The following is a 22369-nucleotide window of genomic DNA, read 5'->3' as shown; positions in this document are numbered from 1 at the left end:
CCTCGAAGTCGCCGTTCTCCATCTCCAGGCGGCCGTGGAAGGCACCACCGGAGAACAGCGCGACGCTCCGCACGTGCACGTTGCGCAGGTTCGTGATGCCGTAGAACTGCGCGCGCCGGGCGACGAGCCGGTTGACGTGCCGGCCGTCCAGCGAGAAGTACTCGAGGACGGCGTCGGTCAGGTCGAGGTCGTAGTGCTTGTGCCTGCGCTTCTTGCCCCACGACAGGGTGTCCTTGATCAACCGCTGCGCGGTCAGCCGGACCTGGTGCTCCAGCCTGATCGCCTCGTCCACCTCGCCGAAGTGCTGCTGCGGGTCGTCGGGCCTCGCCTGGTGGGAGGGGTGCGTGAACGGACGGCGCAGGTAGGCGCACAGCACGTCGAGCACGGTCTGCCGGTAACCGGGCGTCGACTTCGCGAACCACACCAGCGAATGCATCGCGCCCACGCGCACCTGGTCGGCCTCGTTGCCCAGCAGTTCGACGGAACGCGCGAACCGCTCGTCGGCGACCTTGTCGCTCTCGAGCGAGTGCTTGCGGTCGTTGAGCCACAACGCGTACAGCGCGACGACGGCACCGCCCGCGACGCCGGCGGTCTTCACGATCTCCACCGCCGGTGCCTTGACCGTCCAGAGCAGGACCGCGGTCGCCGCGGTCACCACGCCGGCGGAGAGCACCGCGAGCAGCCACTTCACGTCAGTTCCTCCACGCTTCGGGAAGGTCGGCCTGCACGGCGAACGTACAGCCGTCCGCCTTCACGTCCGCCCACCGCGAGTCCGAGAACTTGGTCTCGCCCTGGAACTTCGTCTCGGTGAACACCGCGAGCCCGCGCGCCTTGACCCTGCTGAACCACGCCTTGCGGCGGAACTCGTTGTGGTGCATGTAGATCCGGCCGGTCACCTCGGCGTCGGTGAGGTACAGGTCGCCGTGCACCACCATGTGGTGGAAAGCGTTGGACTCGTTGAGGCGCGCGACCCGCATGATTAGGTCGCCGACCTGCCGGTACGACAGGTCCATGTACTCGAGGTGTGCCTTGGTGAGGTTGAGGTCGTAGCGCGGCGGGTCCTCCTCCTCCAGGCGCGGCAGCAGGTCCTCGACCAGCCGCTGCGAGGTGAGCCGGACCTCCAGCTCGATCTCGGCGGCGTCCTCGTCCTCGGGTGAGCGCTTGAACGGCCGGCGCAGGTAGGCGCAGAGGATGTCGAGCACGGTCTGCGTGTACTCGGTCCTGGACTTCGCGAGGCCGGCCAGCGCGTGCATCGCGCCCACCCGCACCTGGGCCGTCTCGTGGCCCAGCAGTTCGACGGCGCGCGCGAACCGCTCGTCGGCCACGCGCGACCTGTCGTGGTCGATGCGCTGGCTCTCGAGCTCCTGGCGGGCCTCCTCGACCTTGCGCCGCCGGTCGTTCAGCCACAACGCGTAGAGCGCGACGATCGCGCCGCCCGCCAGACCGCCCGTCTTGATCGCCTCGTGCTTCGGCGCGCGGGGGTCCACGAGCACCAAACCGCCGCCCACCAGCACAAACGCGCCGATCGACGCGAGAATCGTCGACAGCAGCAAACTTTTCCTCACGAGGTCGGCATTCTGCCAAGCGGCGGGTGCATGATGGGGTCGAACGGGTGCGAACGCGGGTGGGGTGAGCGGGTGGAACGGCCGAACTGGGCGCCGGGGGACATCGACCTGGAGCGGCCCAGCATCGCGCGCGTGTACGACCACTGGCTTGGCGGCGCGCACAACTTCGCCGCGGACAGGGCCGTCGCCGAGAAGGTCCTGCGGACCATGCCCGAGCTGCGCGCCGTCGTGCTCGGCCACCGCGCCTTCCTGCGCAGGGCCGTCCGGCACCTGCTCGGCCGGGGCGTGCGCCAGTTCCTCGACCTCGGCTCCGGCATCCCGACCGTCGGCAACGTGCACGAGATCGCCCAGGCCGCCGACCCCGGGGCGCGGGTCGTCTACGTCGACCTGGACCCGGTGGCGGTCGCGCACAGCCGGTCGCTGCTGGAGGACAACGGGCACGTGGGCGTGCTGCAGGCCGACGTGCGCGACCCGCTGGGCGTGCTGTCCTCGCCCGAGGTCGGCAAGCAGCTCGACTTCGACGAACCGGTCGCCGTGCTGATGATCTCGCTGCTGCACTTCGTCCCGGACGAGGAGGACCCGCGGGGCGTGGTCGGCGGTTACCGCGACCGCCTCGCTCCCGGCAGCTTCCTCGCGATCTCCCACGCGGGCTACGAGGGCGACGAGGAGCCGGAGTCGTACCGGGAGGCGCGCCGGATCTACGACCGGGACGTCACGCCGATGACATTGCGCGGCAGGGCGGAGCTCACGCGCTTGTTCGAGGGGTTCGACCTGGTCGAACCGGGTGTGGTCCGCGTGCCGGCCTGGCACCCGGAGTCGCGCGACGACGACGGGGAGTTCGCAGGGCGGTTTCCCGGGTTCGCCGCGGTGGGCCGGAAGGCGTAGAGGTGACTGCGCACCGCAACCGGCCGTATGCTGCGCGTTCGTGGCACCAGGGCCGAGCAGATGACCGAACGGGTTGACCAGCGAGTGCGCGAGGACCGCTCTCCTCTGGACCCGGCCGTAGTGGCCGGTGCCGAGGCGTTCGCGCGCAGCTGGGCGACGGCGGTGATCGGGTCGAGCTACGTCCCGATGACCCGCGCCGAGGTCGCGCAGCACCTCCGGGACCTCACCGAGCTGCTGGTCGAGGCGCTGTTCGCGAGCCCGTTCCGCACCGCTCCCGGCTACGAGATCGGCTCGCGGCTGGTCGACGCGCACTTCACCGGCACCGACACGCTCGGCCGCACGGTCCAGCTGCTCGGCGAAGACCTGCTGGCCGACCTGGGCTTCCCCGGTGACGACAAGCTGCAGTCCCGCCTCGCCGCCCTGCAGGGCGCGCTGTCCGCCGGGTACGCCCGCGCGCTGCGGGAGCGCACGCTCGCCGAGCAGGAGGCGATCAGGGCGGCCGTGCTGGACGCCCGTGACCAGGCCGAGGCGATGCTGCGGGCGTCGGAGGCCCGGTTCCGCGCGATGTTCACCGAGGCCGCGATCGGCATCGGCATCGCGGACATCGAGGGCCGGATACTCGACGTCAACCAGGCCCTGCAGGACATGCTGGGGTTCAGCGTCGAGGAGATGCGCCAGTACAACGTCCGCGACCTCATGCACCCCGAGGACGCGGGCAGCGTGTGGCGGCTCTACGACCAGCTCATCGCGGGCGAGTGCGACCACTACCGGGCCGAGAAGCGCTTCCACCGGGCCGACGGCGAGCAGGTGTGGACGCACCTGACGCTGTCGCTGGTCCGCGACGACCACGGCGAGCCGCAGTACCAGGTCGCGATGATCGAGGACGTCACCGACCGGCACCTGCTGCAGAACAGGCTGCGCTACCAGGCGCTGCACGACCCGCTGACCGGCCTGCCGAACCGCGCGCTGTTCCTCGAACGGCTGGGCCGCGTGTTCAACAACCGCGCCAAGCACGCGCGGGCCGGCCTCTGCTACCTCGACCTCGACGGCTTCAAGGTCATCAACGACTCGCTGGGCCACGACACGGGCGACCAGCTGCTGGTCGAGGTCGGCCGCCGGCTCGACCACTCGGTGTCCGGCGAGGGCAAGCTGGTCGCGCGCATGGGCGGCGACGAGTTCGTCATCCTGGTCGAGGGCTCGTCCGGCGAGCAGGACATCGTCGACGTGGCCGACCGGGTGCTGACCGAGCTGGAGGCGCCGATCCGCATCGCGGGCCACGAGCTGTCGGTGTCGGCGTCGATCGGCATCGTCGAACGGCAGCTGTCCGGCACGACGTCGGCCGACCTGATGCGCGACGCGGACATCACGCTGTACTGGGCCAAGGCGGACGGCAAGGCGCGCTGGGCGCTCTACGACCCGGAGCGCAACGCCAAGGAGGTCGCCAGGTTCACGCTGTCGGCCACCATGCCGCGCGCCCTGGAACGCGGCGAGTTCTACGTCGAGTACCAGCCGCTGGTGCGCCTGGAGGACTCGACGGTCACCGGCGTCGAAGCACTGGTGCGCTGGCAGCACCCGGAGTTCGGCAGGCTCGCGCCCGACCGGTTCATCGAGCTGGCCGAGGAGACCGGCCTGATCGTCCCCTTGGGACGGTGGGTGCTGCGCAGGGCCTGCGAGGAGGCCCGGCGCTGGCTCGAGGAGTTCGGCGACTCGGCGCCGTTCGTGTCGGTGAACCTCGCCGTGCGCCAGTCCCGCGACCCCGAGCTCGTCCGCGACGTCAAGCGGATCCTCGACGAGTGCGGGCTGCCCCCGCACCACCTGCAGCTGGAGCTCACCGAGTCGGCGATCATGGGCACCGCCGACGAGCCGCTGGAGGCGCTGAGGGCGTTGTGCGAGATGGGTGTCCGCATCGCGATCGACGACTTCGGCACCGGCTACTCGAACCTCGCCTACCTCAAGCACCTGCCCGTGCACGAGCTCAAGATCGCCGGCTCGTTCATGGAGGGGCTGCGGGCCGAGAACGAGGAGGACCCGGTCGACTCGCAGATCGTCGCCACGCTGGTCCAGCTGGCCCACGCGCTGTCCCTCGGCGTGACCGCGGAGGGGGTCGAGACACCGGCCCAGGCGGCCCGGCTGCTGCGCCTGGGCTGCGACACGGGACAGGGCTGGTTCTTCGCGCGGCCCGGTCCGCCGGAGAACATCGACAGCCTCCTGCGTGGTGATCTCTAGGGCGGGGAACTCCGAGTGCCATGAAACCCTTGGCGCTCGTCGTGCTCCTGCTCGCCGCGACGACCCCGGTCGTCCGCGCCGCTCCCGCCGACGTCGTCCCCCTGCCGGCGGACAAGCAGGGGTTCGGCACCGCGAGATCGGCGGAGAGCCCGGTCTGGTTCACCCTCGGCCACCAGGGCCTCTCGGAGATCTTCCACCCCGACCTCAGCACGCCCGCGACCCGCGAGACCCGGCTGCTGGTCGACGGCGAGCCCGGCCGGGCGCGCACCGAGCCGGCCGACGACCGGTCGCTCACCTTCCGCCAGCACCTGAGCGGGGACGGCTGGCGGGCCGAGATCACCTACGTCACCGATCCGCGGCGTGCCGCCGTTCTCGCCGACGTGGACTTCCACGCGCAACGCCCGGTCCGCCTGTCGATCGAGCACGTGCCGATGGAGGACGGCAGCTCCGTGGCGAGCACGTTGCCCACCGAACCGGTGCGACACGCGCGCGGCACGTTCGCGGTCGGGTTCGGCGAGGGTGTCGCGCGGGCGGCGCTGGAGCAGGACTTCCGCGTGGTGGCACGGGAGTACGCGCGGGGCTGGCGCACGTACCTGGACGGGCTGGAGCGGCCCAGGTCGGCGGACCGGCGGCTCTACGACATGTCCGTGATGGTGCTGGCGGCCACGGAGGACAAGGCCAACCCCGGTGCGTCGATCGCCTCGCCGAGCTTCCCGTGGGCGTTCGGGTCCGACCGGGCACTCGCGCCGGAGCTCGGCCCGTACGCGCTGGTGTGGCCGCGCGACCTGTACCACGTGTCGACGGCCATGATCGCCGCCGGCGACACCGGGTTCGCCCAGCGCTCGCTGGACTTCATGCTGACCAGGCAGCAGCAGCCGGACGGGCACCTGCCGCAGAACACGCGGGTCGACGGCACCCCGGTGTGGACCAAGGTCCAGCTCGACCAGGTCGCGGCGCCGCTGCTGCTCGCCTGGCACCTCGACCGGCGGGACAAGTCCACAATGGACGCTCTGCGCCGCTCGGCCGACTACCTGCTGAACCACCCCAACGCGCCGTTCAGCGAGCAGGAGCGGTGGGAGAACCAGGACGGCTACTCGCCCGCCACCATCGCCTCGGCGGTCGCCGGCCTGGTGTGCTTCGCGGATCTGTTGCGGCGCAACGGGGAGGATGCCGACCGCTACCTCGCCACCGCCGACGAGTGGCAGCGCGGCGTCGAGGGCTGGACGGCGACGAACACCGGTCCGCACGACCCCAAGCCGTACTACCTGCGCGTCACCAAGGACGGAAAGCCCGACCAGGGCACGAAGTACGACCTCGGTGACAACAACCCGGCCGAGGTCGACCAGCGAGCGGTCGTCGACCCGAGCTTCCTCGAACTGACCAGGCTCGGTGTCAAGCGCGCCGACGACCCGGTCATCCGCAACACGGTGAGCGTCGTCGACCAGCACCTGCGGGAGCAGGGCCACTGGCACCGCTTCACGCAGGACGGTTACGGCGAGACGGCGGACGGCAGGCCGTGGAACATCAACTGGCCGACGCCGACCCGCACGTACGGACGGCTGTGGCCGCTGCTCACCGGCGAACGCGGTGAGTACGAGCTGCTGACCGGCGACAAGCGCAAGGCGGCCCAGCGGCTGGAGGAGATCGCGGCGACCGCGAACAGCGGGCTCATGCTGCCGGAGCAGGTCTGGAACGGCCGCGGCACCGAGTCGGCGACCCCGCTCGCCTGGACGCACGCGCAGTACGTCCGGCTGGCGTGGTCGCTCGACCGGGGCGAACCGGTCGAGCGCCCCTCCGTGGTGGTGCGGCGCTACCGGTGACCGCGGGCCGGGGCCGGAGGGGGTGACGCGGGCCACCCCGTTCGCCACCCTCCGTGCCCGGCGATTCGGTACGTTGACCCGCATGCGCCGACTCGCCGTCCCGTTGTTGCTGGCAGCCGTGCTGTCCGGGTGTTCGGCCACCGAGCCGGGGACGCCCTCCGCGGGGCAGGCGGGCTCCGCGCCCGCGACCGGGTCCTCGACCGCGTCCTCGACCGGTTCCGCCCCGGTGGCGAGGCCCAAAGCCGTCGACATGAAGGCGCTCGACCCCTGCACGCTCTACACGGCCGAGGTGAAGTCGGCTCTCGGCGTCCGCCTCGTGACGGAGCGCCCCGCCCTGGCCGACTACGGCCAGGGCAGCAGGACGTGCAGCAACAACTACGAGGACGCCACGTACTCGTCGTCGATCTACACGCTGGTCAACGGTGGCGTGGACCGGCTCAGGCAGACCGTCGGTGAGGCCGAGCTCACCCCGGCGCGGATCGCGGGCTACCCCGCGTACGTCGACGGGCGGGACGTGTCGGGCCTCGGACCCGCCTGCGATGTCTACCTCGACGCCCACGACGGGCAGTTGTTGCTGGTGAACGCCGTCGGAGGGTTCGGAGAGGACAGGTCCACGGTGGACGGGGCGTGCGCGCAGGCGAAGAAGCTCGCCGAAGCCGTCGGAGCCATTCTCGCGACCAGGTGACGTCTGAGCAGAACTACTCGTCTTGTACCGGGAACCGGTCACCCGCGTCACGCATCAGAGCTAAAGTCGTTCCAAATGCACACGCGGCCCATCCCCCGGGGCCGTACTGAGGAGGGTGTGCCGTGTATCTCGCGGACGGTGGGGGCACCACGGTGCCTTCAGAGTTCGGGCAGCGCAAGCTGAAGGTGGAGCCACACGCCATTCCACAGGCGCGGGCCGCCTTCCAGCGCGCGCTCGACGAGTTCGACGCCAAGATCAAGGTGGCTGTGCACGAGCTGACGACCAGGCCGTGGGCCGCGGACCCGATCAGCGACGAGACGTCGAAGGCGTTCAACGAGCAGACGAGGGGCAAGGCGCTCGCCGCGCTCGACGCCTACCGCGAACAGCTCGTCGGCGTCATCGCGCAGCTCAAGGCGATCGAGGAGCAGTACCGCCAGACCGAGGGCGACAACGAGGCCATGTGGGGCAAGCACCTGCGGGACATGGGCTGAGAGGGGGACTGACAGATGACTGAGCACCGCTTCCAGGGGTACGGACACCCCGAGCTGTACAAGATGATCAACTCCGGTCCCGGCGTCTCCGCGTCCATCCCGGTCGAGCAGGGCTGGAAGTCGATCGCCGAGATGCTCGCGCGGATCGACAGCGACCTGCACGACGGTCTCGCGAAGATGGGCGCGGACTGGGAGTCCGACGCCTCCGACGCCGCCCAGGGCGCGCTGTCGCCGCTGGCCCAGTGGGCCGGTTTCGCCGAGTCCGGCGCGACCACCATGGAGAGCTCCGCGCGCCTGCAGGGCGAGTACATCGCCGAGGCGCGCAAGAAGATGCCCGAGGTCGTGCCCGTCACGACCGAGAAGCCGGGCCTCCTCGACATCGCCGCCGGCGCGCTGACCGGTCCGGTCGGCATGGCGCACGTCGTGAGCCAGCAGATGGACCACGAGCGCCAGGAGGCCGCCGCGGACAACGCCGCGGCGCAGGCCGTCAAGGTCATGGAGGACTACCAGTCGGACAGCCGCTGGAACTCCTCGACGCTCGGCGAGTTCCCGACGCCGCCGCAGGTCGTGATCGACACGCCGCCCCCGTCCGACACGGGCACGGGCAGCACGCGCGCGGGCTACGCGTCGACGGGTGCTCCGGCGCCGTCGGGCAACACGGGCACGACCCACTCGTCGTGGGCGACGCCGACCGGCCCGCAGACCCAGGTCTCGACCGGGTGGACGCCGCCGACCGACACCACGCACACGTCGTGGACGCAGCCGCCGTCGACGCCGACGCCACCGCCCACGTACACCCCGCCGCCGACGAACCTGCCGCAGCCGACCCCGACGCCCACGCCGGTTCCTCCCGGCGGGCCGGTCTTCACCCGGCCGACCACGGGCGTTCCCGGTGGTGGCTCCGGTGGTCCGCGTGGTGGTCAGCCCGGTGCCCCCGGTGGTCCCCGGGCCGGCTTGCCCGGCGGTCCCGGTGGCGGCAAGGCGTTCGCCCCGATGTCGGGTTCGCTCGGCGGCGGCGCGTCCGGCCAGGGCGCGATGAAGGCAGTCGGCATGCCCGGTGGCCTCGGCGGCGCGATGGGCTCCGGTCCTGACGCGGTGCGCGGCGGCGCGATGGGCTCCGGTCCGGGCGCGGGCGCCGGTGCGGGCAAGGCCGGTGCGGCCGGTGCCGGCATGGGCGCCGGTGGCGCCCACGGCCAGAAGGGCGAGGGCGAGGACGACATCGAGCACAAGGCGGCCGACTACCTGGTCGAGACCGACGACGTGTTCGGCGACGACCGCATGGTCGCTCCTCCGGTCATCGGCGGCCTGTCCGAGTGACTCTGTTCGGTGCTCCGGCGGAGAGGGAACCGATCACCCTCTCCGCCGAGGAGTTCGACGTGGTGTGGGACCGGATGGACGTCGGTCCCATGCCGCTCGTGCTCAAGGTCCCCACACCCGGCAAGACGCGTGACGAGCGCGTCCAGCTCGAGAACCGGGTCTACGCCCAGCTCGACCAGCGCCGCCTGGGCAACTCGCGCGGCCTGTCGTCCGAGCTGGACGGGTTGCTGCGCATGTTCGTCAGGCCCGAGCGGGAGGCCGACGGCCGCCTCTGGCTCGGTCACAGCCTCCGCGTCCTCGCCGTCGCGAACGGCGACTGGTGCGCGGTGGCGACGTTGCGCGACGACCGGCTGACCTTCCAGCCGTGGACGGGCTCCGGGCTCGCCTCCGCGGTGCTGTCGGTGCTGCCGCAGCACCCCGCCGGAACCGGGATCTCCGTGACGCTGCCGAGCGCGGACATCGAGAAGGCGATCGCCCTGACCGACGGCTCGCCGAAGTCGACCGAGGCGGCGTTCCGCGGCATCGGGCTGCGCGAGGACGACGCCAAGCAGCTGGTCAAGATGTTCACCGGCATCGTCCACACCGGGAACTTCGGCGCCGCCGCCAGGGACAGGTACGGCAAGCGCTGGCGCCCCGAGCGGGTGGTCGGGTTCTTCGACACCGAGGAGGGCCGCTACCTGCAGCAGCGCCGTGCCTCGAACGGCCAGCCGCCGTGGAGCACGTTCACGCCGACCGACGCGCGCCGGATGCTGCGCCAGGTCGACGAGCTGATCGCCGAGGCGGTTCATTCCGCCGGCGCGTGATCTCTGGTTTGATCTGACCACCGCCGCCGTGGCCAAGACCCCTTGGAGACGGCGAAATGAACATCGACAGACGACGGTTCCTGCTGGCCGCAGGCGTCGCGCTGGTCGGCTCGCCAGTGACGGCGGGGACTGCCTCGGCAGCGTCCCCCGCCTCGCTGTGGTCGGAGTTCGTGGCGAACCCGTACGACCACCCGCAGATCCCCAACGTCGCCTACGCCGGTTACCGGACCGGTGAGAAACCCGGTCGCAGGCCCGTGCTGGCGAACGTGCTGTTCTTCGGAGCCCGCCGCGACGGCTCGGCCGACGCCTCGGCCGCGATCAACCGGGCGGTCGAGTTCGTCGGCGCGCTGGGCGGCGGCACGGTCCTCGTCCCGCCGGGCCGGTACCGGATCGACGACATCATCCGCATCGGCTACGACAACGTCGTGCTGCGCGGCGCGGGCAGTGCGAAGACGACCTTCTACGCGACCCGTTCGCTGGAGGAGATCGTCGGCGTCAACCGCAGCCGCTACGGCTCGGAGAACTCGGCGTGGAGCTGGTCGGGCGGCCTCGTGTGGGTCTGCCACCGCGACCGCTACCGGCCGCTGGTCGACGCGATCAAGGCGAGGAAGTGGCCGTTCGAGGGCTGGACCGGCAACGAGCTGGAGGCCGGTGAGACGCTCACCGCCGTCACGGGCTCCGCGGCGCGCGGAGCGTTCGTGGTGACCGTCGAGGACGGACGGGAGCTGCGTGCCGGTCAGCGCGTGCTGCTGCGCCTGGACGACGACGGCTACTCGCTGCCCAGACACATGTGCGGCGACGTCGCGGGAACGTCCACCTACCGGTGGGACGACAAGGACAAGCTCCTGTCCTACTTCCCGTTCCTGTGGCCGGTGCGCGTGGAGTGGGTGCGGGGCAACAGGGTCAAGCTCGCGCAACCGCTGCCGCTGGAGATCCGTCCGGAGTGGAAGCCGCGCCTCACCACGATGGCGCCGGTCGTCACCGGCGCCGGCGTCGAGGGCATCCGGATCGACATGGTCGAGGTTCCGACGCCGAAGCACTTGCAGGACAAGGGGTACAACGGCCTCGCGTTCCAGTGCGCGTGGGACTGCTGGGCCGACGACGTGCACGTCCACGACGTCGACAACGGCTTCCTCCTGGTGTCCTCCAAGGGGATCTCGCTGCTGAACACGCGCGTCTCCGGCCGTGGTCACCACCACGCGTACGCGACGCGCGAGCAGTCGCACGACAACCTCACCGACGGGTTCGTGATCGAGGCGCCGTCCGAGCCCTCGCAGGCGGGCGCGGGCAACCACGGCCTGAACGTCGAAGGCCTGTCGTGCGGCAACGTCTGGACCCGCGGCCGCATGGACCACGACGTCTTCGACACCCACCGCGGTCTGCCGTTCGCCAACGTCCGCACCGAGATCACGATCAACAACGTCGGTGCGCACGGCGGCAGCGCGAACGCGGGTCCGTTGTACGGCGCCCGGTTCGCGCACTGGAACGTCACCGTCACCAACCAGCGCGCGGGCAACGTCCGCATCGACCAGGTGGCGCCGTGCAGCGCCACGGTCGCGATCTCCGAGGTCCGCGACTTCGGTCAGGTCGACAAGCCGGACTTCACCGGCGAGCTGAACTCGCGCCTGGAGCTGTACGGCACGACGGACGTGACGCCGCGCAACCTGTACGACGCGCAACGGCAGCTGCGCCGGTCATGACCCGGCCATCCTGATCGGCAACGACCACACGACGTCGTTGAGGTCGGTGGGGAACACGACCGCCTCCACCGACCGCCCGATCCGCCTGGTCCAGCCGGTGCCGGTGAGCTCCAGCCGGAACGACGCGTACTCGCTCGGCGTCGTGCCGGACAGCAGGAGGTGCTGGCCGTAGGTCCGTCCCGCGGCGGCCAGGGTGGCCAGGACCTCCGCGAACTCCGGACGTTCCGCCAGGAGCCCGTGCACGCCGTCGACGCAGACCAGGAGCTCGGGAAGGGCGAACCCCGCCGCCCGGTGCTCCCAGATGGTGCGGTGGCGGGCGTCGGCCAGCGCCGCGGTGCGCAGTTCGTGGTCCGCGAGCAGGTCGACGATGCCGTGCCGCACGTGCGGTGCGCCGTCCAGGCCGGCGAAGATCCCCTCGCCGTGGAAGTCGATCAGGACGACCTGGAGGTCCTGCGGTGAGTGCCGCAGCATCTGGCCGAGCACCAGCGCGCGGATGCCCTCCGCCCGGCGCCCGTCCGGTGCGACGACGTCGCCGTGCGGCCCCATCCCGTCCTGGAGGTGCTGGGACTTCAGGTCGATCTCGACCGGCTGCCCGTGCTCGTCCACCCCGACCGGGACCCGGTACTGCAGCTCCACCGGCCGCGGCCGCCACGAGTGGGCCGGCGCCTCGTGCAGGGTGGCGAAGTCGGGGACGGGCTCGGGTTCGCGCATCGACCGCGGCAACGACTCCGCCGCCTCGTCGAGGTTCGCCGGCACCTCGCAGTCGCCGATCGGCCGGGCCACGTCGTGCGGTGCGTCGAGCAGCAGCTGCATCCCGGACTGCCGGACGTCCCGCGCGATGGCCAGGAGTGCCTCGCCGAGCTCCGTGGCCGCCAGGTCGGCGAAACCGGTGACGCAGACCAGCAGCTGCGGCAGCACCTGGTCGAAGCCGCGGTGGTCGAAGATCGTCCACGTGTTGCCGACGACCTCGAGCCGGCGTTCCGACTCCGCGCGGAGCCCGGCCGCGATCCGGGCGGCATCCCCCACCGCGTCGCGGTGGTGCGCCACCACGTGCGGAGCCCGGTCGAGCCCGGCGAACGCGTCGGTGTCGTGCGCGTCGATGAAGACCGCCTGGAACAGCTTGGGCGAGTGCGTGGTCATCAGCCCCAGCACCAGGCTCCGGAACGTCCCGCGCGCGGGGGGGCTCAGGTGCGAGCCCGTGCGCCACTTCCCGTCGGCGAAGTGGGTGAGCGGCACCGCCACCGGTTCCCCGCCGGGGTCCACGCCGACCGGGACCTTCCACCACCGCCCCTTCCACGAGAGCGCCTTGGTGAAGCGGGTCATCCCGTGCAGCGCGAGGAAGTCCAGCACCTCGACCCGCAGCGGCACCCGGTCCGGCAGCTCGTCGAGCGACCGCGCGGTGACGACCACCCGCACGTTCCACGCCGCCGCGGCGATCCAGCGGACGGAGTCGGCGAGCCCGGGATCGGTGTCGCTGCAGTACTTCCAGTCGTCGACGAGCAGCGTCGCGCCCGGCTCCGCGCCCCGTTCGAACCACGCCAGCAGGTTCTGCCGCCGCCGCTCGTCACCGGGTTCGAAGGTGACCGCGACACCGGGCAGGGCGCCCCGCCCGATGCGGTAGACGCCCTGCGTCCCCGCGAGGCGGCGCGTGACGAGGGCGGCCGGTCCGATGAGCGCGAGGTGGTTCACGGCAGCGCTATCCGCGCCTGCTGGAGGTCGGGCCAGGACAGGCAGAAGCCGGGCCGGTCCGGCACGAAGGCCGCGCGGTGCGGAGCGAACTTCGAGGTGGCCGGGTCGTCGAGCCGGAACTCGACGGCGAACGCCAGGCTGTCCTGGATGAACCGCGGCACCTCGTCCCACGTCCGCGCGGTCACGACGACGTGGCGCTCCGGGTCGATCGGCTCGCCGGGGCCGTCGAGCAGCTGGTACCTGTGCACCTCGTCCCCGAGCACGGTCGCCAGGGTGCGCAGGGTCGTGCTCTTGCCCGTCCCCGGACCGCCGACGATGGCGCCGTGCCGCCGGTGCTCGTCGAAGTGGACGATCATGACCGCGAGGCGTTGCTCGAACGGCAGGTCCACGATGCCGATGCCCCCTGGCGGCAGCATGCTCAGCCTGAGCTCCTTCCCGCTGTCGTGCAACGGCGGCGGGACGATCGGGCGGGCGGGCGAACCGGACCCCGCCAGCGCCCGGGGGAGCACGTCGGCCCACTCCTCGAGGTCGTGCGGCGGCACCCCGGAGGGCCACTCCGACCTCACCGACGCCCGCAACCCCTCGGGGAACGAGTCCCCCGAGTGGAGCACGTAGACGCCCAGGACGCGGCCCGCGCTCGTGATGGTGTTCAAGGCGTCCGCGAAGCGGGGGTGCCGCCGCAGCACCACCTCCGCGCTGTCCACGCAGACCAGCAGGGCGGGCAGCGGTTCGAGGTCCTCACCCGCGAGCACCTTGGCGCGGTAGTCGTGGAAGTCGCGGCACCCCCCGGCCGCGCGCAACAGCTCCTGACGCCGGGCGATCTCGCCCTGGAGGCCCTGCCCGAACCGCTCGAAGGTCTCGGCGCTGTCGCCGCCGGTGAGGCTGAAGGCCATGTGGGGCGCGTGTTCCAGGCCGTCGAACACGCCGATGTCCGCCATGTCGACGCAACCGATGTTCAGGTCCGCCGGCGAGTGCGTGACCATGAACCCCAGCAACGCGGTGAGCACCTTCTGCTCCCGTTGCGCCGGCGGACCGACGTAGGCACCCAGGTAGCCGTCGCCGTCCACGCTGACGTGCAGGTACACCGGCCAGCCGCGGTCGTCGGACCCGACGGCGACCCTGAGGTCCCGGTGCCGGTGCTTGTTGCTCAGGTCGGGCTCGATGCCGTGCAGCGCCAGGAAGTCCGTGGCCTCGCCGTGCAACCGGCGCCGCAGGCGGCCGGGGACGTCCGCCCACTTCCGCGCGGTGACGACGACCTGCACCCCCTGCGCGGGCCCGAAAGCGGCGATCCACTCGACGGTCCGCTCCAGCCCGCGGTCGAACTCCGCGCACAGCGCCCAGTCGTCCACCAGCAGCACCGCACCCGACGGCGCCCCGCGCTCGAACCAGTCCAGCAGGCTCCGGCACCCCGGCTGGTCGGAGGGGTCGAACGTGGCCGAGACCGGCAACGGGTCCGCACCCCGCCCGATCCGGTAGACCGAGATGTCCGGTGCCGCCGCCAGAGCGGCCGTCAGCCGCTCCCTGGTCGCCTGCCCAGGGCCGACGACGGCGAAGTTCCTGATCACCGTTCAGATATACCAACAGCCCCGAGAGCGCCGCTGGCCCTTCGCTAATGTGGGCGGCGTGCCAGCCAGAGCCGTCGACCCCGCCGAGATGCGCGCAGCGGTGCAGGCCGTGCTGCCGTGGCTGCGCGGTGAGGCTGACCAGCCGGAACGCTCCGTGCTCGCCGCCGCGGTCCGCCTGAGCCTGCGCACCTTGGAGCAGATCGCGCCCGGCCGCAGCGTCGAGGTGCGCGTGCCGCCGTTCGCCGCCGTGCAGTGCGTCGAGGGCCCGCGCCACACCCGCGGCACGCCCCCGAACGTCGTCGAGACCGACGCCCGCACGTGGCTCGAACTGGCGACCGGCAGCCTCGAGTGGGCCGACGCCCTGGACGGCCGGGTCACCGCGTCGGGGACCCGTGCCGACCTCTCACCCCTGCTGCCGGTCGTGCGCTTCCAGGACCCGGACTAGAACCAGGAACCGATCGTCTTCGCCACGCCGCCGACGCCCTCGACGACGTCGCGGCCCAGCTCGACCGCGTTGCCGACGGTGTCGACCACGACATCGCCCGCGTCGCTCGCCACCTCGCCGAGGGTGTCCACCGCGTGGCCCGCCGCGTCGCCCCAGCGGCCGTTCGAGATGTCGTCCACGACCTGGCCGCCACCGCGCCAGACGTCCTCGCCGATGTCGGCGACCTCCTTGCCGGTGTTGACGCCCCAGTCGATGACCGGGCCCGCCACCGGCAGGTCGGAACCGGGCACCTCGCGCGGGGTGGGGGCGTCCTGCCAGCGCTGCTCGGTGACGCTGCCGCCCTCGCCGTTGGCGATCTTCGCGATGTTGCCGAGCGACTCGGTGCCCTTGTCGTAGTAGGACGAGTGGGCGTGCCCGATCCACGACTCGCCGGACGTGCCGAACGTCTTGGCGCCGAACGAGGAGTCGTAGGGACCGGTGGACGACCCGTCCTTGGTGAACCAGTCGCCGCTGGTGGCCTGGATGACCGGGTCGTGCTCCGTGCCGCCGACGTAGACGTGCCCGGCGCCGACCGAGAGCTGGTCCACGTTGGACGCGCCGACGCCCGGCGAGCCGACGAACACGATGTCGTCCGCCTTGAGCCCGTTGTCCATCGCCGAGTAGCCGACGACCGTGCTGCCGTAGCTGTGGCCGACGACCGTGACGTGCGCGTTCGGGTTGGTCGTGCGGTAGCCCTCGACGTCCTTCGCGAGGATCGCGCCACCCTCGCGGGCCTGCTCCGGGTCGTTCACCTGGCCGGGCAGGAACTCCGGCGCGTCGTAGCCGAGCCACTGGATCGCGGCGCCGTTCGGTCCCATCTCGCCGCTGAGGTTCGCGGCCTGGTCGAGGCCGAAGCTGCTGAGCTTGGACGTGGTGCCCGGCACGCAGACCGCGACGTTCTCCGCCGTGTCGGGGTTGCCGAACGCGACGGCGATCGCGCCTTCCTTGGCACCGGCGCCGTCCGGGCTCCACGCGAGGACGTACGCCTTCTTGCCGTTCTCGTCGCTCAGCGAGTCGGCCTTGCCCAACGCGCCGACCGCGTCGTCCGCGTTCTTCGCCCGGCGCGCGGCTTCGTCGTACTGCGACATCAGCTGCGAGCCTTGGGCGTCGTTGCGCAGCGCCCGCTGGCCCTCCGGTGAGTCCGGGTCGACGCCCAACTCGCGCGCACGGTCGGCCAACTGCTGCTTGAGCTGGTCCTTCTCCGCGTTGAACCGCGCCGCGTCCTCGGGGATCCGCTTGCGGTTGGCGAAGTCGAGCACGTCGGCGGGCAGGCCGCGGAGCTGCCCGAGCTCCTGGTACTTCGTGTTCTTGAGCGCTTCCTGCTGCGCGGGGCTGAGCGACTTCCACCAGTCGGCGACGGCCTTCGGGTCGCTGCCCGGCGGCGGCACGGGAGGCAGCGGGCCGGAGGCGCCGGCGCGTTCGGCGGCACGGCTCCAGCCGCTGTCGGTGCGCGCGGACTGCTCGAAGCCCGGCGGGATCCTGGTGAGGGCGCTCGCGTACGAGCGCAGGACGTTGTCGTACCCCGCCTTCACCTTGGTCAGGTGCTCGTTGACCTGCTGGGCGAGCTGACGGGTCTGCTCGGCGTCCAGGCCGGGCGGACGGCCGCGCCAGACGCCGATGGCCTGGTCGGCGGCACCGCGCATCTGGCTGTAGGCGCGCGAGGCGGCCTGGACGATGTCGACGCCGGCACCGAGCCGGTCGACGGCGGCCTTGGCGGCGGTGGCGGACAGCTCGGCGCGCGCGGTGAACCGGGTGGCGGTGTCGCCGACCCAGCCGCCGACCGCGGTCTTCCCGCCCCTGGCGACCGACTCACCGGCTCGCCCGACCGCGCTGATCGCGCCGGTGATGGGGTCGGCGGCGGCGGCGATCCGGCCGGCGTCGCCCGAGGCGAGCTTGCCGTACAGGCTCTCCGGGTCCGTGTAGCTCACTTGCCGCCCCCAAACCCGGAGAAGAGCTTCTTCAGCACCGCCGCGTGGTCCTCGTCCGTGCGCTGGTAGGCGTCGGCGTTCGACACCAGGCCCTCGGCGGCGTCGTTGATCCAGGCGGACCCGCGCTGGAGGTCCTGGGCGTGCTTGCCGACGAACTCCGCGAGCGCGCCGGCGAACTCGGCGGCGCCGTCGACCTCGCCCAGCGCACCGGGGTCCAGCCGCAGCATCGAGATCATCTCGGCCGCCTCCCGCACCGCGTCGGAGCCGTTGCCGAACTCCTTGGACGCGTTGCGCAGCAGCTCTGGCTCAACGCCGAACATCGCCACCCCCGTGTTGGTCCTCGGTCACTGCGACGCAGTCACATCATGGCCGGTTCCCCCCTCGTGCGATGAACGTTTCGGGCACGATGTCGCTCATGGTGCAGACAGGGTGGACGGCCGAGCGGTGGACCGCTGTGTTCGTCGAGCAGGCGGAGATGTTCCGCAAGGCGGTGGTGCAGGCGGACCCGGCGGCCGAGGTGCCGACCCGCCCCGGCTGGACCGTCGGGGACCTGGTCGTCCACGTCGGGCGCTTCCTCGAGACCTCGACCCCGTACCTGCGCACCGGCAGCCGCACCGCGATGCGGCCGCCGGAGCCGCGGGCCGGCCTGGCGCCGCTCGAGTACCTCGACCTGCAGATCACCGCCGCCGCGGAGGTCCTCACCGCCGTGCCGGGCAACCGCCCCGTCTGGACGTTCTCGCCCGCGGCGCCCGACCTCGCGTGGGTGTGGCACCGCCGGATCGCGCACGAGACGGTGCTGCGCCGGTTCGACGCCCAGACCGTCGTCCGCCAGGTCGTGGCCACGGACGCCGACCTGTGCGTGGACGGCATCGACGAGGTGCTGACCACGATCGTCGCGGCCAAGCTCGACGGCGACGTGCCGAACATGGTGTCGGGAAGCGCCGTCGTGCGGCCGGCCGACGTGCCGGAGTCGTGGCTGATCTCCCTGGCCCCGGACGAGGCGCCGCGGATCCGTGCCGCCGCCCCCGGCGAGGAGGGCGACGCGCAGGTGACCGGTGAGGCCGAGCTCGTCTACTTCTGGCTGTGGAACCGGATGAACTACCGGGAGATGACCGGCGACCGGCGCGTGCTGGACGTCCTGCAGGTCGGAAGGGGGCACTGATGCGCGGGCTCGCGGTCGTCCTGACGTGCTGCCTCGCGGTCACCGCGTGCGGCGGCAGTGACAAGTTCGAGGGCGACGTCAGGTTCAAGGTCACCAAGGCGGACTCCGAGGGCTACGAGCTCGTGCTGGCGCAGGAGCAGCCGAGGGCCATGATCAGCGACTGGTATTCGGGCCGGGTCCTCGCGAGGGAGTTCTCGGGTCCGGTGGCGGTCGGCGACGAGGTCGTGTGCCACGTCGCGCAGCAACGGGTCGATGAGAAGCACATCTCCACCCGCACCCAGGTCACCGGCTGCAAGAAGGCCTGACGGGGCGGCCTGGGTGCCGGTCCGCTCCCGCGGGCATGAGCTTCATCACCTCACCAGGGGTCTGATGGGGGTGGTTGGCCCCCTGCGCCACATACACTCGGAAGCGCAGCCAGCCCCGTCGTGAGGGAGCCAATTCGGTGGTCGACGACCATTCCCCGTCCGAACAGGAACCCCGTGAGGAGTGCGGCGTCTTCGGCGTCTGGGCTCCCGGTGAAGACGTCTCCAAGCTGACCTACTACGGCCTCTACGCCCTGCAGCACCGCGGTCAGGAGGCGGCCGGCATCTCGGTCGGAGACGGGGCCCAGGTCGTCGTCTTCAAGGACCTCGGGCTCGTCAGCCAGGTGTTCGACGAGCAGGTCCTGCAGTCGCTCAAGGGCCACGTGGCCGTCGGGCACTGCCGCTACTCCACCACCGGGTCCACGACCTGGGAGAACGCCCAGCCGACGTTCCGCACCACCGCCGCGGGATCGGGGCTGAGCCTCGGCCACAACGGCAACCTCGTGAACACCGCCGAGCTGCTGGAGAAGGCCAAGGCCCTCGGCATCACCAGCCGCAACGGCGCCACGACCGACTCGGACATCCTGACCGCGCTGCTCGCGCACGCGGCCGCCGACAAGGGCATCGAGCAGGCCGCCCTGGAGCTGCTCCCGACGGTCAAGGGCGCGTACTGCCTGACCTTCTCCGACGAGTCCACGCTGTACGCGGCGCGCGACCCGCACGGCGTGCGCCCGCTGGTCCTCGGCCGGCTGGAGCGCGGCTGGGTCGTCGCGAGCGAGACCGCCGCCCTCGACATCGTCGGCGCGAGCTTCGTGCGCGAGGTCGAGCCCGGTGAGCTGATCGCGATCGACGAGGACGGGCTGCGGTCCACCCGGTTCGCGACGCCCGAGCCCAAGGGCTGCATCTTCGAGTACGTCTACCTGGCGCGGCCGGACACGACGATCTCCGGGCGCGGCGTGCACGCCACCCGCGTCGAGATCGGCCGCCGCCTCGCCAAGGAGCACCCGGTCGAGGCCGACCTGGTGATCCCGGTGCCCGAGTCCGGCACGCCGGCCGCGATCGGGTACGCGCAGGCCAGCGGCATCCCGTACGGGTCGGGGCTGGTCAAGAACGCCTACGTCGGCCGGACGTTCATCCAGCCGTCGCAGACCATCCGCCAGCTCGGCATCCGGCTGAAGCTGAACCCGCTGCGCGACGTCATCCGCGGCAAGCGGCTCGTCGTCGTGGACGACTCGATCGTGCGCGGCAACACCCAGCGCGCGCTCGTGCGCATGCTGCGCGAGGCGGGCGCCCTCGAGGTGCACGTCCGGATCGCGTCGCCGCCCGTGAAGTGGCCGTGCTTCTACGGCATCGACTTCGCCTCGCGGGCCGAGCTCATCGCGAACGGCCTGGACGACGACGGCATCCGCCGGTCGGTCGGCGCCGACTCGCTGGGCTACGTGTCGCTGGAGCAGCTCATCGCGGCCACCGAGCAGCCCAAGACGCGGCTGTGCTCGGCGTGCTTCGACGGCGAGTACCCGATCGAGCTCCCGCAGGACGCGCTCATCGGCAAGCACCTGCTCGAGGGCCTCAAGGGTGTCTCGGGCTCGGCGGCTCCCGTCCTGCCGAACGGCTATGGTGCCGAAGACGCCCTGCGTCGTCCCTAGGCACCCGATATCCAAGTGGAAGAAGTTGACGTGACCGACAGCGCCAAGGCCACCTACGCCGCCGCCGGAGTCAGTATCGCCGCAGGTGACGAGGCGGTGGAGAAGCTCAAGCCGTGGGCGGCCAAGGCGCACCGGCCCGAGGTTCTGGGCGGCATCGGCGGCTTCGCGGGCCTGTTCCAGCTCAAGCTCGACCGCTGGAAGGAGCCCATCCTGGCCTCGTCGACGGACGGCGTCGGCACCAAGATCGCGATCGCGCAGGCGCTCGACAAGCACGACACGGTCGGCATCGACCTGGTCGCCATGATCGTCGACGACCTGGTCGTGTGCGGTGCCGAGCCGCTGTTCGTCCAGGACTACATCGCGGTCGGCCGGGTCGTCCCCGACAAGATCGCGGCGCTGGTCAAGGGCATCGCCGAGGGCTGCGTCCAGGCCGGCTGCGCGCTGCTCGGCGGCGAGACGGCCGAGCACCCCGGCCTGATGGGCGACGACGACTACGACATCTCCGGCACGGGCGTGGGCGTGGTCGAGCAGTCGAAGCTGCTCGGCCCGGACAGGGTCCGCGACGGCGACGTCGTGATCGCGATGGGCTCGTCCGGCCTGCACTCGAACGGCTACTCGCTCGCGCGGCACGTGCTGCTGGAGATCGCGCGCATGCCGCTCGAGGGCCACGTCGAGGAGTTCGGCCGCACCCTCGGCGAGGAGCTGCTGGAGCCGACGAAGATCTACGCCAAGGACTGCCTGGCGCTGATCGCCGAGACGGAGGTCCGCGGGTTCTCGCACGTCACCGGTGGTGGCCTCGCCGCGAACCTGGCCCGGGTGCTGCCGCAGGGCCTGCACGCGCAGCTCGACCGCGGCACCTGGACGCCCGCGCCGGTGTTCCAGCTCATCGCCCAGCGCGGCCGCGTGGAGCGCGAGGAGATGGAGAAGGCGTTCAACATGGGCGTCGGCATGGTCGCCGTCGTCGCGCCCGAGGACGTCGACCGCGCGCTGGCCGTGCTCACCGCCCGCCACGTCCCGGCGTGGGTGCTCGGCGAGATCACGAAGTCCGAGGAGGGCGGCGCCGCCCTCGTCGGCGACCACCCGCGTTTCTGAGGCAACCTCCTGAACCGGTCGTCGCGTACCAAGCGGCGACCGAGGAGGGGCACTTGGACCGGGACCGCGAGTTCGGGGAGTTCGTCGACGCACGCGCTCTCGTCATGCGCCGCACGGCCTATCTGCTGTGCGGCGACTGGCACCGCGCGGAGGACATCGTCCAGCAGGCGTTGATCAAGATGTACGTGGCCTGGTCGCGCGTGCGCAAGGACAGCGTCGACGCCTACGCGCGCAAGGTGCTCGTGCGCACCGCCATCGACGAGACCCGGCGCGGCTTCTTCCAGCGCGAACGCATCGTCGACACCGTGCCCGAGGGCGCGGTCGTGGACGCCACGACCGACCTGGACCTGCGTGAGGCGCTCAACGCGCTGCCCGCCGGGCAGCGCGCTGTCGTCGTGCTGCGGTACTGGGAGGACCTGAGCATCACCGAGACCGCCCGCATCCTCGGCAGGACGGAGGGCACGGTGAAGAGCCAGGCCGCCAAGGGGCTCGCCGCGTTGCGCGACCTGCTGCTGGACGAGCCGGTGTCGCGGATCCACACCTCCGAGGTGATCCGGAAGGGCCGGACGAAGCTGGTGCGCCGCCGCACCGCGATCGCGGGGGCGCTGGCGTTCGTGCTGCTGGCGGGGTTCGGCACGGCCGGCTACCTGGCGTCGCCGCAGAAGGCGAGCAGCAACCGGGTGAGCGAAGCGGCCCCGGTCCTCGACCGGAACGCCCGGCTCACGGTGATCCTGCGCGATGCCGGAGTCGTCCCGCCGGGCGTGAAGGCGGAGGACGTGCCGGGAGCGAAGGCGCTGCAGTTCTTCGAACGCGACGGAAGGCGTCAGGCGGCGGCGCTGCTGGTGGACGCGCAGGGCTCCAGCGCCCTGACGATCCTGCTGCACCGCGATCCCGGCGCGAAGGCCCCCGCGTGCCTGCCCGAGGAGGGCGCGGACTGCCGGATCGAGAACGTCGACGGCATCGAGGTGCGGTCCAGCCTGGCGCGCCGCGAGGACGGCCTGCTGGCGCA

At 71.7% G+C, this 22369-nt stretch carries 18 protein-coding genes and 1 pseudogene; 14 read left to right on the top strand and 5 right to left on the bottom strand.

What is annotated here, in order from left to right; all coding sequences use genetic code 11:
* Window positions 1-692 precede the first annotated feature (692 nt).
* Complete coding sequence (locus L6E10_RS18865) at window positions 693-1565, bottom strand: pentapeptide repeat-containing protein (RefSeq protein ID WP_236220800.1); 873 nt, start codon at window positions 1563-1565, stop codon at window positions 693-695.
* A gap of 72 nt (window positions 1566-1637) precedes the next feature.
* Here L6E10_RS18865 and L6E10_RS18860 point away from each other — a divergent pair, with 72 nt between their 5' ends.
* The 8 genes from L6E10_RS18860 to L6E10_RS18825 all read left to right on the top strand — a co-directional run bounded on the left by L6E10_RS18860 (window position 1638) and on the right by L6E10_RS18825 (window position 11492).
* Entirely contained in the window at window positions 1638-2450 is an 813-nt protein-coding gene (locus L6E10_RS18860; protein ID WP_236220799.1) for an SAM-dependent methyltransferase, read from the top strand.
* A 60-nt stretch (window positions 2451-2510) separates the two neighbouring features.
* Window positions 2511-4676, top strand: a complete 2166-nt coding sequence (locus L6E10_RS18855; protein WP_236220798.1) for a bifunctional diguanylate cyclase/phosphodiesterase — start codon at window positions 2511-2513, stop codon at window positions 4674-4676.
* Between the two features lie 20 nt (window positions 4677-4696).
* The gene (locus L6E10_RS18850; RefSeq protein ID WP_236220797.1) at window positions 4697-6496 is read left to right on the top strand and encodes a glycoside hydrolase family 15 protein; all 1800 of its coding nucleotides are present in this window, start codon (window positions 4697-4699) and stop codon (window positions 6494-6496) included.
* A gap of 82 nt (window positions 6497-6578) precedes the next feature.
* Window positions 6579-7181 (top strand): DUF3558 domain-containing protein, encoded by a 603-nt coding sequence (locus L6E10_RS18845; RefSeq protein WP_236220796.1) that lies wholly within the window; start codon window positions 6579-6581, stop codon window positions 7179-7181.
* 152 nt (window positions 7182-7333) lie between these two features.
* The gene (locus tag L6E10_RS18840; RefSeq protein ID WP_236220795.1) at window positions 7334-7672 is read left to right on the top strand and encodes a transcriptional regulator; all 339 of its coding nucleotides are present in this window, start codon (window positions 7334-7336) and stop codon (window positions 7670-7672) included.
* 15 nt (window positions 7673-7687) lie between these two features.
* Window positions 7688-8989, top strand: a complete 1302-nt coding sequence (locus L6E10_RS40370; RefSeq protein WP_275676686.1) for a PPE domain-containing protein — start codon at window positions 7688-7690, stop codon at window positions 8987-8989.
* The gene (locus L6E10_RS18830; protein WP_236220794.1) at window positions 8986-9792 is read left to right on the top strand and encodes an ESX secretion-associated protein EspG; all 807 of its coding nucleotides are present in this window, start codon (window positions 8986-8988) and stop codon (window positions 9790-9792) included. The genes L6E10_RS40370 and L6E10_RS18830 overlap by 4 nt, the downstream gene beginning before the upstream one ends.
* Before the next feature lie 56 nt (window positions 9793-9848).
* On the top strand, window positions 9849-11492 hold the full coding sequence (locus L6E10_RS18825) for a glycosyl hydrolase family 28-related protein (RefSeq protein WP_236220793.1): 1644 nt from the start codon (window positions 9849-9851) through the stop codon (window positions 11490-11492).
* Here the strand turns inward: L6E10_RS18825 and L6E10_RS18820 are convergent.
* A complete protein-coding gene (locus tag L6E10_RS18820) occupies window positions 11487-13181 on the bottom strand; it encodes a hypothetical protein (protein WP_236220792.1) in 1695 nt (564 codons plus the stop codon). The genes L6E10_RS18825 and L6E10_RS18820 overlap by 6 nt on opposite strands.
* Window positions 13178-14746, bottom strand: a complete 1569-nt coding sequence (locus L6E10_RS18815) for a hypothetical protein (protein WP_236220791.1) — start codon at window positions 14744-14746, stop codon at window positions 13178-13180. The genes L6E10_RS18820 and L6E10_RS18815 overlap by 4 nt, the downstream gene beginning before the upstream one ends.
* A gap of 88 nt (window positions 14747-14834) precedes the next feature.
* On the opposite strand from L6E10_RS18815, the gene L6E10_RS18810 reads away from it, so the two are divergent.
* Window positions 14835-15191 (top strand): sterol carrier family protein, encoded by a 357-nt coding sequence (locus L6E10_RS18810; protein WP_240010939.1) that lies wholly within the window; start codon window positions 14835-14837, stop codon window positions 15189-15191.
* On the opposite strand, the gene L6E10_RS18805 is transcribed toward L6E10_RS18810, so the two are convergent.
* Together L6E10_RS18805 and L6E10_RS18800 are read right to left on the bottom strand one after the other, a co-directional pair.
* Window positions 15188-17158 carry an alpha/beta hydrolase gene (locus L6E10_RS18805; protein WP_236220789.1) on the bottom strand — a complete coding sequence of 657 codons (1971 nt, stop codon included), beginning with the start codon at window positions 17156-17158 and terminating at the stop codon, window positions 15188-15190. The genes L6E10_RS18810 and L6E10_RS18805 overlap by 4 nt on opposite strands.
* A complete protein-coding gene (locus L6E10_RS18800; RefSeq protein ID WP_236220788.1) occupies window positions 17155-17478 on the bottom strand; it encodes a type VII secretion target in 324 nt (107 codons plus the stop codon). Before L6E10_RS18800 ends, L6E10_RS18805 begins: the two co-directional genes overlap by 4 nt.
* 95 nt (window positions 17479-17573) lie before the next feature.
* On the opposite strand from L6E10_RS18800, the gene L6E10_RS18795 reads away from it, so the two are divergent.
* From L6E10_RS18795 to L6E10_RS41215, 5 genes and pseudogenes are all read left to right on the top strand, one after another.
* A complete protein-coding gene (locus L6E10_RS18795; protein ID WP_236220787.1) occupies window positions 17574-18320 on the top strand; it encodes a maleylpyruvate isomerase N-terminal domain-containing protein in 747 nt (248 codons plus the stop codon).
* Window positions 18320-18625, top strand: coding sequence for a hypothetical protein (locus L6E10_RS18790; protein WP_236220786.1), 306 nt, complete (start codon window positions 18320-18322; stop codon window positions 18623-18625). Before L6E10_RS18795 ends, L6E10_RS18790 begins: the two co-directional genes overlap by 1 nt.
* A gap of 137 nt (window positions 18626-18762) precedes the next feature.
* Entirely contained in the window at window positions 18763-20268 is a 1506-nt protein-coding gene (gene purF / locus L6E10_RS18785; RefSeq protein ID WP_236220785.1) for an amidophosphoribosyltransferase, read from the top strand.
* Window positions 20269-20298: 30 nt separating this feature from the next.
* Window positions 20299-21360, top strand: coding sequence for a phosphoribosylformylglycinamidine cyclo-ligase (gene purM, locus L6E10_RS18780; protein WP_236220784.1), 1062 nt, complete (start codon window positions 20299-20301; stop codon window positions 21358-21360).
* A gap of 53 nt (window positions 21361-21413) precedes the next feature.
* Window positions 21414-21872, top strand: a pseudogene (locus L6E10_RS41215) (SigE family RNA polymerase sigma factor); the annotation flags it as partial.
* Window positions 21873-22369 lie beyond the last annotated feature (497 nt).

Origin of the sequence: Lentzea sp. CC55, from assembly GCF_021056325.1 — a bacterium.
Classification (GTDB): domain Bacteria; phylum Actinomycetota; class Actinomycetes; order Mycobacteriales; family Pseudonocardiaceae; genus Lentzea; species Lentzea jiangxiensis.
Note: the sequence above shows the minus strand (reverse complement) of the source record. Positions and strands in the feature narration are given on the sequence as shown.